Here is a 17,930-nt window from a genome sequence, read left to right as displayed (position 1 = left end):
CTCCTTTATACCTCTAAACACTATTCCTGCAGAAGATGTCTCAGTTTTAACTTCATTTTTTGTACAGCTTGGGTATGAAGTTGAGAGACTCGAGACTCCGTAACATCTAATATTCGGCCAATTTCTTTTAAATTTAAGTCTTCATAGTAATAAAGACTTAACACTAACTTTTGTTTTTCTGGCAATTCTTCAACAGTTTTTATAATGATATCGCGGACTCCCTTGTTTTTCAACTGCATGAAAGGATTCTTCGAATTAGGATTTTCTAAACACTCAAGTAGAGATTTTTTGTCACTTGAACTTGTGCCCCCTAATTCTTCTAAACTCATCATAGAAACACGAGTTCTTCCCATCCTCTCTTGATATTCTTCTAAAGGCACCTCTAAAAACTCTGCAACTTCTCTTTCTGTTGCTGGCCTTCCAAATTTATGTTCAAGCTCAAGTTTTGCCTTATCTTCTTTCTTGTTACTTTCTCTAACACTCCGCGGTACCCAATCTTGGTTCCGTAATTCATCCAACATTGCTCCACGTACCCTAAATTCAGCATATGTTTTAAATTTATTATCACGGCTAGGATCATATTTATCGATAGCATCCATGAGTCCAATGACTCCAGCAGAAAACAAATCATCCAAATCAATATTTGATGGTAATCTAGCTGCAATTTTTTGCGCAATATATTTTATTAAAGGAGCATAATCCATAATAATTTGATTGCGCATAGGATCACTAGTTAATGGAACAGCTCTAGTTTGATTTTGTGGAATTTTTTTTGCTCTTTGTTTTTCAGTCGTTTCATCATGTATATTTTTCTTTTGTGCCGTTCCTGAAAAAGCCATGCTACCTCCACATCAAATTGCAAAAACTATTTGTATCCAATGATATCTGGTGAATTTGCTGCTACCATTTTTCTCCAAAAAAATTGCATTGTTCCTTTAAGCTGCCCAACTGTACCTTGTGTAATTATTTGTCTAGAAATATCACGTAAACATTGGGAAGCCTGGGAAAAAGGATATTTTTGCACATAAGGAACTCTGTCTCTCACTGAATTCCGAACAACTTCATCAAAGGGAATATGTCCTAAATATTCAACTCTGACTTGCAAATATTCATCTGATAAAGTCGAAATTTTTTCATATATTTTTTTCGCTTCAACATCATTCCGAACCATATTCACGATAAGTTTAAAATTGGTTTCAGCTGTTGTCTGCGAAAGAATTTTTATACTAGCATAGCAATCAGCTAAACTAGTTGGCTCTGGAGTAACAACCATTATGACTTCTGCAGAAGAAGACGTCCAATATTGAACATTTTTTGAAACTCCAGCAGGAGTATCAATTAATACAACATCAAATTCTTCATCGAGAGATTCAATTTGATCTAAGAGCATTAACTTTTGCAATTTATCTAATTCAGGAACGCGCATAACACCACTAGATGAAGGAATTATTCTAACTCCTTCTACTCCTGTCATTATAATATCTTTTAAATGTCTTTCTCCACAAAGAACATCATCTAATGTAAATTGAGGCCGTAAATTTAAAACAACATCTAAATTTGCTAAACCAAAATCGCCATCTATTAATAATGTTCGCATTCCCATCCTAGCCATACAAAGGCCTAAATTTGCCGTAGTTAAAGTTTTTCCAACGCCACCTTTACCACCTGAAATAGCGAGAACAGTTGGAACTTTTGCTTGATAAGTAACAGGTTTAGAAAGATTTAAGTTTTCTTTTTGAATATTTCTCATCATTTCTCTTAAACTAGAAGCTTGGTCAAACACAATATCCTCCAAAATCTAAGATCATTTATTAGAGTTTAAGTAAGCGTTCTACTACTCTTTCTTTTGATGCAATTTCAATATCTTCAGGAACTCTTTGACCCGTAGTAAAGTAACTAAGTGGGAGTTTATTTTGGACACTAGTATTCAATATTTCTCCAAATGCCCAAGATTCATCTAATTTAGTAAAAATAAGACTAGAAGGAGTCAAAAAACGGAAACCACGAATAGTTTCATCAATATCTCTTTGCTTCATTGTGCAAGATAAAACTAAATGAAATTCAATCGGTAGAGGGGCTTCTGCCAGCCTTTTTAAAGTTTCCATTTGATCTGAAAATCTTGAACTTCTTCCTGCTGTATCTATCAAAATATAGTCATAATTATTATGTTTTGAAATATAATTAACGAGCTCATTTTTATCAGAAATTTCGGCAAAGTGACAGTCTAATATTTTAGAATAAACTCGTAGCTGATCGCTTGCAGCAATTCTATAAGAATCCATAGAAATCATTTCTACATCAGCAGAATCTGTTAATTTCAATTTAGCAGCAATTTTAGCTAAAGTAGTCGTTTTACCTACACCTGTTGGACCAACAAAACAAACAACTTTTTTCTTATTTTTATCGACACGAAAGGGGCCTGTTACCTTTAAATACTTAAAAATAAATTTTATAGCTGAACTCAAATAAAATTCTTTTGTCTTTTCTGGAGAATTTATTAGATCTTCTTTGTTTTTAGGATCTTCCAAAGTATTTAACCAAGTTGTTAAGTGACTAATAAAATTTTCAGAAACTCCTGCACTTCTTAACCTAATTCCGATGTCAGTTACATATGAATTTCCATTATCAGTAGATTTTTTATATTTTTCTCGCATTATATCATGTAAAAGAACTTTAATTTCTTGCATTTGTTCCGTTATATCGACTTGAGGCAAACTTTCTAGCTCTTTTCTTACTTTTGATATTTCGGATTTTAAAACGTTCATTTCTTCTAAAGTTTGTTCGTTCATCTCTGAACTACTTGTTACATTTATAGTTTCTTTAGCAAATAACCGCTCTTTTGCTGGCTCTTTAGTTAAAGCGCTCGCTAGTGATCGAGCCATATTTCTAGTTTCTTGATTTAAAGTTGATAATGTTGGAGAAATTAATGAATTTTTCTGCCTATTTGGAGTAGGATCTCCTTTAACTACAGTTGCTTCATTTCTAGGTTTAATTCTTGGAAAATCAACTTTTGGGAGATGTTCAGCCGATTTGGGATTGATTACCTTTCCGTGGACAGTTGCACTTGGTGAAGCTGTTACTTCATAGATTCGACAGTTTTTCTGCAACTCTTCTGAGTAAATTTCTTTTTCTTTTGTTGATAAAATTACAGCATCTCTTCCTAACTCTAACTTAACAAGTTTTATTGCATCCTGGAGAGAAAATGATTCAAATTTTCTAATTTCCATTTTACTTCCTTTAATTATAAACCAATTAAGTAATTAATTCTAAATTTCTTATATTCACATCATGTGGAATTTCATCATAAGAAAGTACAACCAACTGAGGAATATAACGAGATACTAACTTTTGAAAAGCCTGACGCATTCGAGCACTAATTAGTAAAACAGGTTGTGAGCCTTCTTTATCAAATATCTGAATACCTTTAAGAAGCTTTTGTAAAATTTCCTGCGCATTTTTTGCATCAAGATTAAGATATGTTGAACCATTTTCAGTTGTTACTAAACCGCCTGATAATATATCTTCAATTAATCTATCAAAAGTAACAACCACCAATTCATCCTTATCATTAATATATTTTTGCACGATATTCCTACCAAAACTCTTGCGACATAATTCAGAAAGAACATCTGGATTTTTTATTATTCTACAATGATCTGCTAAGCACTCAAATAGGGTAAGAATGTCTCGTACCGACACATCTTCACGTAGCAAGTTTTGCATGACTTTAACAACTTCACCTAACGTAAGTCGATCTGATTGCATAACTTCTTCAACAACTTTTGGATTTGTTTCTTTTAATTTATCTATAAGATACTGTATATCTTGCCTAGTAATTAATTCAGCGGCATGTTCTTTTAATACTTTTGTTATATTTGTTGCTACAACTGTTGAACAATTTACTACAGTATAACCCCTAAAAACAGCTTCTTCTTTATCACGTTTATGTACCCAAATTGCAGGAAGACCATAAACAGGATCCTTTGTTACTTCACCTCCTATCGGCAATTCAACACCGCCAGGATCCATAGCTAAAAAGTAGTCAACCATTAAGTTACCAGCTGCTACTTTATTACTTTTTAAGAGTATTTGATAGCCACCAGGTTCTAATTGCAAATTGTCACGCAATTGCACTTGTGGAATAATTATTCCCATTTCTTGTGCAAATTGTTTTCTTATTCCCTGAATTCTATCTACAATTTCTCCATCTTGCGCGGGATCTATTAAAGGAACAAGACCATGCCCAACTTCTACTGCTAACATATCAACACGCATTAAATTATCTAAACTACTACTTTCTTTTTCATCTTTTTTTCTTTCATCTGTTTCTTTTATATTTTCTTCAGAAAGTTTTTTTTCTTTTATCCATTGTGCAGACATTCTTCCAAGAAAAATTAGCAATCCAGAAAGAACAAAAAACGGTATTTTTGGAAAACCTGGAATTATTGCTAAGAAAAAGATTAATCCAGCTGCAATGTAAAATGCTTTGGGGTGAATTCGGACTTGTTTTAATACTTCAGATCCTAAATTTCCTTCACTTGTAGCTCTTGTTACTATAATACCCGCCGCGGTTGAAATCATTAAAGCCGGAATTGCACTAATTAGCCCATCACCTACTGCAAATAAAGTAAATTTAGCTGCTGCGTCAGTTGGAGTTAATGAATGCATTAAAACACCAATTCCAAAACCTACGACAATATTCACAAGTGTTATTATAATTCCCGCTATTGCATCACCGCGCACAAATTTACTTGCACCATCCATAGCGCCATAAAAATCTGCTTCATTCTCAACAGCTTTTCTTCTTTTTTTAGCTTCCTCAGCATTAATATGCCCTGCATTTAATTCAGCATCAATTGCCATTTGTTTACCAGGCATTGCGTCCAAAGTAAATCGAGCAGCTACTTCAGCAACTCTTCCTGCACCTTTCGTAATTACAATAAAATTAATTACCATCAATATAATAAATATAACAAAGCCAACTGCAAAATTACCGCCAACAACAACTCTTCCAAATGCAACAACTAAATTTGCGACATCACCTTCTGCACCGTGTAGTAAAATATTTCTTGTAGTAGCAACATTCAGAGATAGCCTGAATAAAGTTGTAATTAATAGCAAAGTTGGGAAAACACCAAACTCTAAAGGTTTAGTAATATAAATGCTTACCATCAAAATAATTAAAGCTGACGAAATACTTATTGCCAAAAGAAAATCAATAAAAAAAGCAGGCAATGGAAAAATCATCATTAAAATTGTTCCAACAATGATTGTTGCCATTATTAAATCTGGACTTCTTGCCAAAAAATTGCTTGATTTAATATTTCCCATATCAGAAATATTTGAATTTGCTTTAGCCATAAATCATCCTTTAAAAGCGATCAAAATATTTCTTGCCTCGCATTTGATAAATATACTTAATAACTTCAATAATTGATTGATAAAGGGATTGTGGTATTTCTTGCCCAACTTTTACGGTTTTATATAAAGTTCGTGCTAGTGGCTTATTTTCAACAATCATAATATCGTGTTGTTTAGCAATTTCTCTAATTTTAAATGCTATTAAATCTTGCCCTTTCGCAACGACAATAGGAGCATTCATTCCTTTTACATATCTTACAGCAACTGAAAAGTGTTCTGGATTTGTTACTACAAAAGTTGACTTTGGCACATCTTTCAAACTTTTTCGCATTACGAGATCTCTTGCCATTCTCTTTCTTTGTGATCTTAAGAGAGGATCTCCTTCATGTTTTTTAACTTCTTCTTTAACTTCTTGTTTAGTCATTTTCATATCATTATTAAGTTTCCAAAGATTGTATGAAAAATCAGAAATACCTATAACAATCCCAGCTATGCACATTAATAAAAGCAAATGAAAAATTGATTTTCCCAGTTCTTTTAAATAATCAATGTTACTAAAAAAATAATCTTCACTTGATTGGCCTATTTCACTTTTCAAAACCAAATAAATTAATATTGATAAAGCAGCACATTTTAATAGAATTTTAAAAAATTCTATTAAAAATGCGGCGCTAAACATTCTAGCAAATCCAGAAAGTGGGTTAATTCTATTTATATCAAAATTAATTTTCTTCCATGACCAATTAAATCTTGTCAATAAAAGTCCAAATAGCAATGGAAAAATTGTACACAAAAAAATAATTAAGAAAAAATGCGGTAGTATTGGAGAAGTCGCATAATATAAAACCTTAATTAAACTTGAATAATCAACAAAATATGCCGGAAATCCTAGCCAAGAACGATTAAAAACCAACCGAAAACTTTTCATGATATCATTTGCGTAGAAATAGAAATACGATGTAAATAAAATTAATGTTACAAAGGAAACTACCTCTTTTGGACTTGCAACATTTCCTTCTTCCCGAAATTGATTTTTCTTTTCTTCCGTCGCTTCTTCTGTTTTATCTTGAAAACCTTTTTCCTCTCTACTTTCCATAATTTTTTTCCTTAAGGATGAGTAGTTGGAAGAAAAACACGCCGCATGGATTCAAACCACATTACTTCTTTCTGCATTCCATAATTTCCTAAGATACTTAGGTAAGATGTTAATGATAAATATAAGATTACTAATGCAATGATAAAGCTAATAGGAAAACTTATTATAAAAACATTTAGTGAAGGTAACGTACGATTAAGTAATCCAAGCGAAATATTTATAAGAATTTGCACAGTCATTATTGGAGCTGCTAACCTTAATCCTAATACAAATGCTTCTTGCGCAATATTTAATCCAACTTTTGCTAAACTAGTCACCTCTGCTGTTGGTCCAATTGGAATATAAATGAAGGATTTAAATAATCCTTCAATGAAAACATGATGAATATTTAAAGTTAAAATAAGAAGTATGGCAAACCAATTTTTAAAAACTGAAAATGCTGATTCATGATCATTGATTCCTGGACTAAACATTGAAGCAACTTGAAAGCCCATATTTATTCCAATTGTATGCGATGCAATAGAAACTGCAGATAAAACTAATTTAGCCGCAAAACCCACTGCAAAACCAAATAAGACTTCTCGAATAGTAGCAATTGCTAAAGTAAAACTACTCCACTGTAAAAGATTTTCTTTTTGAAATATTTTTTCAGAAACAACAGGATAGACAAAAAAAGTAAAAGCCAAACCAAGAACTATTCTAAGTCTTACAGGAACAACTTGATCGCCAAAAATTGGTAAAAAGAAAAAAATTGTTACTACACGAAGAAATACCATTACTGGGAATGGCCATGTTTGTGGATTTAATTCAATGACTGATAAAATATCCATAATATCTCTTTATTTTTGTCTTGCATACTCAGGAATTTTATCATAAATTCTATGAGTATAATCATTTAATTTTCTCAACATCCAAGGCGATAAAATAACTAGAACAACAATCATTGCTGCAATTTTTGGTAAAAAACTTAAAGTTGATTCATTTATTTGTGTTGCAGCTTGAAATATACTTATTAAAAGACCAATAATCATTGCTACACCTAATAAAGGTAATGATATTTCAACAGTGATATATAAAACTGATAAGATAACATCTATTACTTGTTGATTATTCATAACTTTTCCTAATTAAAACTTTTTATTAACGATCCTGCAAGTAAACCCCAACCATCAACAACAACAAATAAAATTAATTTTAAAGGAAGACTAACTACTGTCGGAGGTAACATCATCATACCCATAGCCATTAAGACACTACTAACAATCATATCAATAACAATAAATGGTAAGTAAACTAAAAATCCTATTTGAAAAGCTGTTTTTAGTTCACTTATCACAAAAGATGGTACTAAAATTCGCATAGGTACATCTTCTTTTGTAACAGGTTTTTCCATTTTACTCATTTGATAAAATAATTTTAAATCATCTGTTTTTACTTGTGCCATCATAAATTCATGCAAAGGCTTTTGCCCAACTTCTAAGGCTTGTTGAGTTGTAATATCTTTTTGCAAATAAGGAACAATAGCGTGATCATAAATTTTAGAAATTGCAGGTGACATTACAAAATACGTTAAAAAAAGGGACAAGGCTATTAATATTTGATTTGGAGGCATAGTCGGAGTTCCTAATGCCTGCCTTAAAAAAGATAATACTATTAATATTCTAGTAAATGCGCTCATTAAAAGAAGGATAGCAGGTCCAAATGTTAATAAGGTTAAAACAGCTAAAACTTTTAATGCAGGCACATAATCATCTTGGTTTTCACCATTTGCAATATTTATTGAAAATACAGGCATAGGATTTTTATTCAGGTCTAATTTATTTTGCACATTTTTATTTTCATTTTGCCAATTTTTCTCAATAGGATTTGCATTTCCTTGCGAAGAACCATTTTTAGCGTTTTGCGCCATCAATACATTTGAATACAAAATTGATATGAGTATTAAATATAAAATTAAGAAAATTCTCATATCACTCCCTAATTGCAAATTTTAATTTAAAGGTTTCATAGAACGTAATTTTTCTCGAATTAAATTTGTTACGTTTTCTACACTATCAACTTCTTCATCTTTTTTCTTAACTTCTTTTTTCCCTTCATTTTCAAATTGATTTGCTAAATATTTGGGAAAAGATTCTGTTTTATTAGCATCACTTACTGGTTGCTTTTTTGTTCCAACTGAATTTGAGTTAATACTTTTTAGAGCTCTCAATAAAATATCAGATTTTTTATCATTAATTTTTTCAACTTGAACTTGTTGAATTTCTGTTTTCTCTGTTAATGATTTTTCATTATTTTTAGGTAATAAAAACTTATCACTAATTTGGTATTGTTTTCTTTCTTGAATATTTCTTCCTGAATTTGCTGCACTAATATCTGTTAAAAATTGAATTCCAGCTTCAGTATTGGAAACTACAATTTCTTGATCTCTAATCTTTAAAATCATAACTTGTCTTTTTGGTGAGATGGAAAGAGTAGAAACAATATCCATTACTTTTTCATTCTTATTATTTGAGAATAAGAATCCTTTTTTTCTAATTTTTGTCAATAAATAGCCTATTAATGCTAAAACTGAAATAAAAATTGTTGAAATTAAAAAAACTTTCCAAAGTTCTGATTGCCTACTAGGTTGCTCTGATTCTTTTAGAGTAACATTCATATTTTTTTTAGAAGCTTCATTTTTCTTTTTTGATATATTTTGACCAATTAATTCATCAAATGTTTTTTGCCCTTTTAAATCTGTTATAGGTTCACTACCTTTTTTTATGCTTTCATTATTTTCAAGCAAAGAGTTTTTTTTACCTTCATTGCTAGGAATTTGATTTAATGAATTTAGTTGTGGATAATTCGAATTTAAATCTTCACTTTTAATAAATGAATTTTTAATTTCTTTTCGTACCTGCATTTCATCACGTTTTTTTTCTGGGTATTGTATTGGTGGGACAGAATTTTCTAAATTTTCCTCTGATGAGGCTTTACTATTTATTGAAAGAAGCAGAGCTATTATTAATCCATAATTTTTAATTGACATAATTTATACCTCTTTCAAAATTTAAACACTTTCACCGGAATGAGCCTCATCCATTCCAACACCACTCATGACATCGGTTAAACGTACCCCAAATTTCTCATTAACAACGACAACTTCTCCCATTGCAACAAGCTTGTCATTGACATAAATTTCCATTGGCTCTCCTGCCATTTTATCTAATTCAATAACCGAACCTTGCCCTAATTGCAGTAAGTCATTTACAAGAAGTTTTGTTCGACCGAGCTCAACTGTTACTTTAAGTGGAACATCTAAAACCATTTTCATGCGAGAAAGATCAATATTTCTCATTGAATCGTCATCTTTTGCCATTGGAGGATTAGATCCTCCACCAGCTGTAGCAGGTGGCGAAGCTTCACTTCCAGCCGCATCAGCAGCAGCTCCAGCATCTCCTTCTTCGCCAGCGTCTAAACCAAAATCTTCAGGTCGAAATCCTTCATTTAAATCAGCCATTAATAATCTCCAATTATTTCTGTTATTTTAATTGCCTTATTACCTCTTATTATTCCTGGAACACCACGAAATTTATGAATTCCTTCAATCATAATATCTAATGGTTTATCAGCATCTCTATCTAAAATAAGAACATCGCCTCTACCTAATTCCATCAAATCTCGCAGATTGATCCAGCAATTTCCTAGATTACAAATCATATTTACACTTGTGCCCATAAGTTGAGTTTTAATTCTATTAATCCAAATATGATCTACTTCTAATTGCTCATTTTGAAATCCAACACTTAGTTTTGATTTAATTGGTTCAAGAGTTGAATAAGGAAACACAAGCTTTATTGAGCCACTCATTTTTTCTAGCTCCACGTCAAAAGCGGTAGAAATAACTACGTCACTTGGAGGAACTATCGCTACAAATTGTGGATTAATTTCAGTACGTGAATAAGTTATTTTTAATGGGAAAACAGGAGCCCATGCTTTTTCAAGATCATCTACAGCAGACATAACAACACGACGGGCAACTTTAATTTCTATTTGAGTAAAGTCTTTACCTTCTATTTTTGTGTAAGGAACGTCTGATCCACCAAATAAACTATCGACTAATGCATAAAGTAACTTACTTTCAATAACCATTACAGCAGAACCACGCAAAGGTTCTATTCTTAAAATATTTAGACAACTAGGAAGAGGGAGTGAATTCATAAACTCGCCAAATTTAATTGGTCCAGAACTATTCACACCAATATTTGCTACTTTTCTTAATGCTGCGGATAATGAAATACGAAATAGTCTTATAAAACGATCATGAATAATATCCAACGTTGGCATTCGCCCACGAATAATTCTATCTTGATTTGCTAAATCGTAATGAACTATACCAGAAGCATCTTTTGGTCCGCTATCGCTATCATTTCTTCCATCAGAAACTGCATTTAATAAGGCGTCGACTTCATTCTGACTTAATACCTGATCCATGCATTACTCCACAAAGAATTCGGTGAAATATACGTTTTGAACTGGCCTATCTGTTACTTCATTTATTCTATTTAGAATTTCTCTTCTAAGATTTTCTTTACCATTTTCGGAGATAAGAACTAACCTGGTTTTACTTGTTACTGCTGTAATAACAATATCTTTAATTTGAGCTTCGCGTTTTTTTAATTCGAATCCTTGATTTTCACCGCCTCGATATTCAACTGCAATTGCAATTCTAATGAATCTATTTTCAATGGAGTTTCCTAAGTTTAAATCCAATCTCTGAACCATAAAAGTGTCGCCGAAATTAGCTGTTCCTTTTGGTTCTTCTTTTTTTCCATCATCTTTTTTATTTGGATCATCTTTTTTATCATCTTTCTTTTCGTCTTTCTTTCCATGATCATCTTTCTTTTCATCCTTTTTTCCATGATCATCCTTCTTTTCGTCCTTCTTTTCGTCCTTCTTTTCGTCCTTCTTTTCGTCCTTCTTTTCGTCCTTTTTCCCATGGTCATCTTTAGCGTCTTTTGAGTCTTTCTTGTCATGATCATCATGACTAGTACCTTGAGCAGCTAATTCAGTGTTTTTCTTTCCTGAAATTGTCTTAAATACAAAAAAGCCGCCTACTCCAAGAGCCACAAGCAAAACACCACCAATTCCAGCAAATAGAGCCAATCGACTTTTTTTCTCTTCCTTTTCATTAGGATCTTTTGGCTTTTCTTCTTTCTTTGCTTCAGCTTTTTTCTCATCTTTTTCAGCCATTAGCCTACCCTGCAATTTTTAATTGATAAATTAAACTTTTTATTGCCTTCTTGAGACTAGTTTGCCATAAAAATACGAAGCAGGTTTGTTCTTAATGTCGTGTAAACAATCGGCAATCTTTTCCAGAATAAGCAATATCTGCCTGTTAAAGAGGATTGATTTTATGGAATTAAAGGAATTTGCTGAGATTATTTTATTTGGGAAGGATATTTGGTGCGACAAACTTTTGGAACCAAATTTTCTCACTGATACAATTGAATACAGTGCAATTCTTACCCCTAAATCTCCTGGAAGATCATTAGATTTAAATTTTAAAGACTATCCTATAAATAAAAAAATACCTTTTCCAAATCAGCAACAATTAAATGATGCAAAACAAAGAGGATACGTTCTTCATTTTTTTGCAAATCATGAATTGCTTGCAATGGAAATTATGGCATTGGTTCTATTAAAATTCCCTAATGCTCCAAAAAATTTTCGTCTTGGAATTGCAAACACAATTCTAGAAGAACAAAAACATATGAAACTTTACATCCAACGCATGAATGAACTTAATGTTACATTTGGTGAAATTCCTGTGAACAATTTTTTTTGGAATTGTTTATCTAACATGACTTCTCCAATGGATTTTGTTGTAAAAATGAGCATGACATTTGAACAAGCAAATTTAGATTATGCCTTGTTTTATAAAAATCTAATGGAAAAAGTGAGCGACATAAAAACAGCTGAAATATTAAATACAGTTTATGAAGAAGAAATTGGACATGTAAAACATGGAGTCACTTGGTTTAATCGTTGGAGAGAAAATAAAGAATCAGATTGGTTAGAATATCAAAAAAATCTTGAATTTCCTTTGACCCCAGCAAGAGCAAAGGGTCTTATTTTTGATATTTATGGAAGAGAAAAAGCTGGCTTGTCAAGTTTATTCATTAAAGAGTTATCTATTTTTAATTCATCAAAAGGTCGGCCACCAAATGTATTTTTCTTTAATCCAGCTAGCGAACAAGAAATAGCAAGAAAAAAAATAGGTTTCACAGCAAATAAATCTGTAACAGCTTTAGAAAATGATTGCGCTTCACTTCTCCAATTTTTAGCCGCTAATGATGACATTGTTCTGCTTAAAAATAAACCATCAATTCATTTTTTACAAAATATCCAAAAATGCGGATTTCCTATTCCTGAATTCCAAGAATTATCATCACTCCCAAAAGAAAATATTAATCATCAATATATTAGTAATTTTAATCCATGGGGTTGGAGTCCTGAAAGTATTTCTTTTTTCTCGAAATGGCAAAGTAAATTAATTAAAAAGAATTTTTTTCATGAAAATATTTTTTCAAATGCAGAATTTCAAAAGAATGTTATGTTATTATATTCCAAAAGTTTTTCTGCTAATTTATATCCTTATATTTATAAAGAATTAATATCTATTCAAGAAATTTTACCTGAGTCTAATTTAAATCCAAGAATTTGCAACTCAAAAAACGAATGCCTAGAAGCTATCAATTATTTTCTGCAATCTTGTAACTTTTCTAAGGTAGTTATGAAAGCCCCCCTTGGATGTGCTGGGCAAAATATGCTGCGGGTAGAAAAAACTAAATTAACAATTGCTGAAGAGAACTGGCTACTAAATATACTAGAAACACAAAATTCGATTGTCATAGAACCTTGGTATCATAAAGTTGTAGATTTATCATACCAGGCAAAAATTAATGAAGATGGCAACTATATTGCATTAGGCTCTACAAGATTCATTACTGATTTAAGAGGTCAGTATAAAGGAACAATTGTAGGTAAAAAAACTGATGATCTTCCTAAAAATGTTACAAAATTTTTATATAAAAAATATGCCGATTTTTCTAATATTGAAGATGTACTAAAATTTGTATCTGAAAAAGTGGGTGAAAAACTTGTAAAACATAATTTCTATGGTCCTTTTGGTATTGATGCTTTTCTTTATGAAGATATCAATTCTGAATACGGTTTTAAATTAAAATTTTTATCAGAAATTAATCCAAGATATACTATGGGTAGAGTTGCTCTTGAAATTTCCAAACGTATTCAAACCGGAGCATTTGCTGTTTGGGTTCACTTACGGGTTACAGATATATTAAAAAAATCTCAATTCAAGTCGCTTGCAGAATTTGTTACCGAAATTGAAAAAAGGTATCCAATTAAATTAACGGAAGAAGCAAAACCTTTAATTCGTGAAGGAATAGTTTTTACTAATGATCCTTCAATAGCTACTTCTGTTCTAACTGTTCTTATAGTAGGTAAAAATGTTCTAAATGACTTTACAACATTTTCTTCATTGGAGATAATATAATTCGCTAGAAGTTTTATTAATCTAAATGCGGGTAATAAATTGTTTAAATATTGGTTCAGCAAATTAAATTCAAAAATAAAAAAATTTAATACAAGGCCAAAACAGAGAGAAATAGTATTTTCGATTAATAAAAAACTTTGGCTGAAAAAATTCGAAATTATTTTACGTGAATCTTATTTTATTCTTAAAAATTCAAAATTTTCTGAAAAATCCGCTCAGCTTACTTATGTATCAATATTGTCAATTGTTCCTTTAATTGCAATTCTTTTTTCCTTCATCCATGCTTTTCAAGGTTTTAATACAATCATAAATGAATTTATCGCTCCAACAATTACAAAACATTTTGGTAATCGTGCGGGTAATGAAATAATTGAATATTTAAATTTAATAGTAAATAATTTGAAGCTAAAAGAACTAGGAGTAATTTCATTTATTACTTTTTTAATAACTGTAATATTACTTGTTTTAAAGATTGAAGATAATATAGATGAAATTATGGAATTTAAAAATAAATCTAAATTATTTAATAGAATAGTTAAGTGTTGGTTAATATTAACAATAACTCCTTTCTTTTTTACTCTTGCTTCTCTTAAATCGGATACTTTTCTAAAACTTATAAATATTCAAGAAAACAATTTTTTAAATAGTTACATATTACATTTTCTAAGGGTATGCATTGGTTTATCATTTCAATGGATATTTTTTGCTTTTATTTTTTACATAATTCCAAGCAAAAAAGTTAATTTAAGATCTGCTTTTGTTGGTGGTTTCATATCTAATATTCTTTTTGAAATACTTCAAATTGTTAATTTATATTTTGCAAAAAGGGCTTTAATTACAGATTCAAGTCATATTTATGGTTCTGTTGCCATAATTGCTGTATTGTTCTTTGTTTGGATTAGATTAATATGGATTATTATATTAATTGGCGCATCTTTTACTATTGCTACACAAAAAATTATATTTTTTAAGGAATTACTTAGAATAAAATTCTCTCCAATAAAATCTATCCTTGATTGTATATTAATTTATCGAACTATTCGAAATTATTACCGCCACCAAAACACTCCTATTGCAGAATCATTTTTACTTTCTTCTACAGGAGTTGAAGCCATTGAACTAGAGCATTGTCTTCAATATTTATTAAATAAAAATATTATCTGTTCAGCAGATAACGAATTAAAGGACCCTCATTACTTACCAAGTTATCATTCTATTTTGAACGATAAAGACAATCCTGAGTTTTTGCGTAAAGTTATTTTAGAAGATAATTTTATTGTTACAAAAGAATATAAAGAAATAGAAAAAATATTTAAATAATTTATCGAGCAAGAAATATAAGAAAATAGAGAAATATTTAGATAACTTATCGAGCAATAGTAACACTTGCTAACATATTTTTTATTTTAACTTTTATCCCTCTTTTTTCTAAATATTTTTTAGAATTTATTTCAACATGAGTAAAATGATCAAAAATAAATATATTACCTATATCTTCTTTTTCTAAATTAAGTTCTTTAATAAATGAACCAACGATATCTACAGGTCTAATTTTTTCTCTTTTACCTTTATTTATAAATACTTTAATAAATTTAATATCATTTTTAACTTTTTCTGCTTGCTTAATTTCTTCTTTTTGAATTTTTTTAAATACGCTATCTTTTTTAAATTCTGAGCAATCTAATTGCAATTCTTTCATCATATTTAAATAGTAATTTACATTTTTTTCTTCGCAGAGAGCGAGAGATAAACCCGAATGCCCAGCTCTTCCTGTTCTACCAGATCGATGGACATACTCGTCATTTTGGTATGGGATATCAAAATGAATTACTATTGGCAGCAAAGAAACATCAATGCCTCTGGCAGCAATATTTGTTGCGACCAGAAATTTTAAATTTCCAGTTTTGAAATTGCGCATGATACTGTTTCTATGAACTTGCCCCAACTCACCAGTCAAACCATCAATATTTAAACCATGTTGCTTCATTTCAGTTACTAAATTTTGCACGGTTTCTCGAGTGTGGCAAAAGATAATACCTTTATTAAAATGTTCTGCAGACAAAATTTGAATTAGTTTATCTTTTTTTTCATCTTTTTTTGTAACTAAATATTCGTGTTTAATTGAATTTTTATCACTGCTAACTATTTTTTCTCTTAAATCAATTTTAACAAATTTCACATTCCTTAAAAATAGTTTTTCTAGCTCAGTTATTTTCTCATTTTGTGTAGCTGAGAAAAAACCAATTTGCAGATGACTTGGTACGTAATTTACTATTTCTTCAATTTGATCTGCAAAACCCATACCAACCATTATATCAGCTTCATCTAAGATTAAGGTTTTAAGCTGGTTAGTTTCTATAGATTCACGTTGCAATAAATCTATCATTCTTCCTGGAGTGGCAATAATAACATGTGGATTTTTTTGCATTTCTAATATTTGAGCTGAAATTGCGGTTCCCCCAAAAACAGAACGGATCAAGATATTTTTTTGCTCGGCTTCAAACAAACAATTAGCTATATTTTGAGCTACATTGGCAATTTGCATACCTAATTCTCTAGTAGGAACTAGAATGATAACTTGTGGTGAGCGTATCGAAGTATCTAATTTTAATAATAGCGGCAAGAGAAACGCCATAGTTTTACCAGAACCAGTCGGAGCTAGGGCAAAAACAGATTCTGCATTGTAAATAGGTTCTATGCACTTTTCCTGAATTGCAGTCAACTTGGTTAAGTTCATTAATTTCAAATACTTATCAATATTTATCATAGTAAAATGCTTTTATTTAGGGGAATTTTAACAATTGGACCGAGAAAAGTTAGACACTTTAATTGAGAGATAAACTAACAGTTCAGCCAGACTAGGTACAGGCTTATTATTACTTATATTTCTAGTCAACTTATTTATGCATTATTCGCATTTCAAAGGAAGCTAAGAAATTGACTTAAAAAGTATAGTAGAGCAATATTTCTGAGAATAGAAAAATACATAACTTGTTTTTTCCTATTAATAAAACAGAAAATGCGGGTTAATTAGTAAAATTTCTATTCCATTAAATAAAAATTCTAAACTAGTATCTTCAAAAAATTAAAAAATAGGTGATTTTTATATGAATCTTTTTTTATCTTCAATGCATTTTGGTAATTCCGTTCATAAACTTTCAAAAATGCTAACTGTAAATAAAAATGTTGCTATTATCCTTAATGCTAATGATCACCTTGGTGATAAAAGAACTAAATATTATAATGAATGTAAATTAATTCTAAGTAATTTAGGATTAAATTGCTCTGAACTTGATTTAAGAAACTTTTTTAAAAAAAATCCTGAATCTCTAAAATTAAAGCTATTAAATTTCGGCTTAATTTGGGTAACAGGAGGGAATACCTTTATTCTAAGAAGAGCCTTTTATGAAAGTGGATTAGATCAAATTCTACCTGATCTTCTTACGAATAAAAATATTATATATGGTGGCTTTAGTGCTGGCGCTTGCGTAGTTACACCTTCATTAAAAGGTCTAGAATTTGCAGATGATCCTAATATAATTCCAAATGGGTATTCAAATGAAATAATTTGGGATGGATTAAATCTTACTTCTTTTTGTATTGTTCCGCATTTTAAATCTGAACATTCTGAAGCTTTCGGAATAAATAAAATTATTAATTTTTACAAAGAAAAAAAGATATTTCATCACAAATTAACAGATAAGTCAGTCATATTGATTGAAGATGATTTAGAATTTTTTTATGATAATTAATAAAATAATAATGCAAAATATTATCCAAAAATTAATTACAATAATTAAATCTATTAATGCAAATAATTTATTATTGAAATAATCTTAAAAATTAATGGTTTTTACCTCTTCTGTGAGGTGGAATGTATATTGGAAATGGAGATTCATAAGCTCTTATCAACTC

At 30.4% G+C, this 17,930-nt stretch carries 16 protein-coding genes; 3 read left to right on the top strand and 13 right to left on the bottom strand.

Annotated features, from left to right (window positions below):
* Positions 1–20: 20 nt before the first annotated feature.
* The 12 genes from QEJ31_RS09115 to QEJ31_RS09060 are packed head-to-tail and all read right to left on the bottom strand — an operon-like array spanning position 21 to position 11,689.
* Positions 21–839: a FliA/WhiG family RNA polymerase sigma factor gene (locus tag QEJ31_RS09115; RefSeq protein ID WP_280589507.1), complete on the bottom strand. Its 819-nt coding sequence runs from the start codon at positions 837–839 to the stop codon at positions 21–23.
* Between the two features lie 26 nt (positions 840–865).
* Positions 866–1,783 (bottom strand): MinD/ParA family protein, encoded by a 918-nt coding sequence (locus tag QEJ31_RS09110; protein ID WP_280589506.1) that lies wholly within the window; start codon positions 1,781–1,783, stop codon positions 866–868.
* A gap of 28 nt (positions 1,784–1,811) precedes the next feature.
* On the bottom strand, positions 1,812–3,227 hold the full coding sequence (gene flhF / locus QEJ31_RS09105) for a flagellar biosynthesis protein FlhF (protein ID WP_280589504.1): 1,416 nt from the start codon (positions 3,225–3,227) through the stop codon (positions 1,812–1,814).
* A 25-nt stretch (positions 3,228–3,252) separates the two neighbouring features.
* Positions 3,253–5,361 (bottom strand): flagellar biosynthesis protein FlhA, encoded by a 2,109-nt coding sequence (gene flhA / locus QEJ31_RS09100; RefSeq protein ID WP_280589503.1) that lies wholly within the window; start codon positions 5,359–5,361, stop codon positions 3,253–3,255.
* A gap of 10 nt (positions 5,362–5,371) precedes the next feature.
* Entirely contained in the window at positions 5,372–6,457 is a 1,086-nt protein-coding gene (locus QEJ31_RS09095) for an EscU/YscU/HrcU family type III secretion system export apparatus switch protein (protein ID WP_280589501.1), read from the bottom strand.
* An 11-nt stretch (positions 6,458–6,468) separates the two neighbouring features.
* Positions 6,469–7,287: a flagellar biosynthetic protein FliR gene (fliR, locus tag QEJ31_RS09090; protein ID WP_280589499.1), complete on the bottom strand. Its 819-nt coding sequence runs from the start codon at positions 7,285–7,287 to the stop codon at positions 6,469–6,471.
* Between the two features lie 9 nt (positions 7,288–7,296).
* On the bottom strand, positions 7,297–7,572 hold the full coding sequence (fliQ, locus tag QEJ31_RS09085; RefSeq protein WP_280589498.1) for a flagellar biosynthesis protein FliQ: 276 nt from the start codon (positions 7,570–7,572) through the stop codon (positions 7,297–7,299).
* Positions 7,573–7,580: 8 nt separating this feature from the next.
* The gene (fliP, locus tag QEJ31_RS09080) at positions 7,581–8,426 is read right to left on the bottom strand and encodes a flagellar type III secretion system pore protein FliP (protein ID WP_280589497.1); all 846 of its coding nucleotides are present in this window, start codon (positions 8,424–8,426) and stop codon (positions 7,581–7,583) included.
* 21 nt (positions 8,427–8,447) lie between these two features.
* Entirely contained in the window at positions 8,448–9,485 is a 1,038-nt protein-coding gene (locus QEJ31_RS09075) for a flagellar biosynthetic protein FliO (protein WP_280589496.1), read from the bottom strand.
* A gap of 21 nt (positions 9,486–9,506) precedes the next feature.
* The gene (fliN, locus tag QEJ31_RS09070) at positions 9,507–9,956 is read right to left on the bottom strand and encodes a flagellar motor switch protein FliN (RefSeq protein ID WP_280589494.1); all 450 of its coding nucleotides are present in this window, start codon (positions 9,954–9,956) and stop codon (positions 9,507–9,509) included.
* Positions 9,956–10,930, bottom strand: a complete 975-nt coding sequence (gene fliM, locus QEJ31_RS09065) for a flagellar motor switch protein FliM (protein ID WP_280589493.1) — start codon at positions 10,928–10,930, stop codon at positions 9,956–9,958. Before fliM ends, fliN begins: the two co-directional genes overlap by 1 nt.
* A 3-nt stretch (positions 10,931–10,933) precedes the next feature.
* Positions 10,934–11,689, bottom strand: a complete 756-nt coding sequence (locus QEJ31_RS09060; RefSeq protein WP_280589492.1) for a flagellar basal body-associated FliL family protein — start codon at positions 11,687–11,689, stop codon at positions 10,934–10,936.
* 163 nt (positions 11,690–11,852) lie between these two features.
* Here QEJ31_RS09060 and QEJ31_RS09055 point away from each other — a divergent pair, with 163 nt between their 5' ends.
* Together QEJ31_RS09055 and QEJ31_RS09050 are read left to right on the top strand one after the other, a co-directional pair.
* Positions 11,853–14,015: a DUF455 family protein gene (locus QEJ31_RS09055; RefSeq protein WP_280589490.1), complete on the top strand. Its 2,163-nt coding sequence runs from the start codon at positions 11,853–11,855 to the stop codon at positions 14,013–14,015.
* 39 nt (positions 14,016–14,054) lie between these two features.
* The gene (locus tag QEJ31_RS09050) at positions 14,055–15,335 is read left to right on the top strand and encodes a YhjD/YihY/BrkB family envelope integrity protein (RefSeq protein ID WP_280589488.1); all 1,281 of its coding nucleotides are present in this window, start codon (positions 14,055–14,057) and stop codon (positions 15,333–15,335) included.
* A 46-nt stretch (positions 15,336–15,381) separates the two neighbouring features.
* Here QEJ31_RS09050 and QEJ31_RS09045 read toward each other — a convergent pair whose 3' ends face one another.
* Entirely contained in the window at positions 15,382–16,782 is a 1,401-nt protein-coding gene (locus QEJ31_RS09045; protein ID WP_280589487.1) for a DEAD/DEAH box helicase, read from the bottom strand.
* Positions 16,783–17,122: 340 nt separating this feature from the next.
* On the opposite strand from QEJ31_RS09045, the gene QEJ31_RS09040 reads away from it, so the two are divergent.
* Positions 17,123–17,767 carry a Type 1 glutamine amidotransferase-like domain-containing protein gene (locus QEJ31_RS09040; RefSeq protein ID WP_280589485.1) on the top strand — a complete coding sequence of 215 codons (645 nt, stop codon included), beginning with the start codon at positions 17,123–17,125 and terminating at the stop codon, positions 17,765–17,767.
* Positions 17,768–17,930: the final 163 nt, after the last annotated feature.

The organism is Pigmentibacter sp. JX0631 (genome assembly GCF_029873255.1).
GTDB lineage: Bacteria > Bdellovibrionota_B > Oligoflexia > Silvanigrellales > Silvanigrellaceae > Silvanigrella.
The sequence above is the reverse complement of the archived record's forward strand: the minus strand, read 5'-3'. Positions and strand labels throughout refer to the sequence as shown.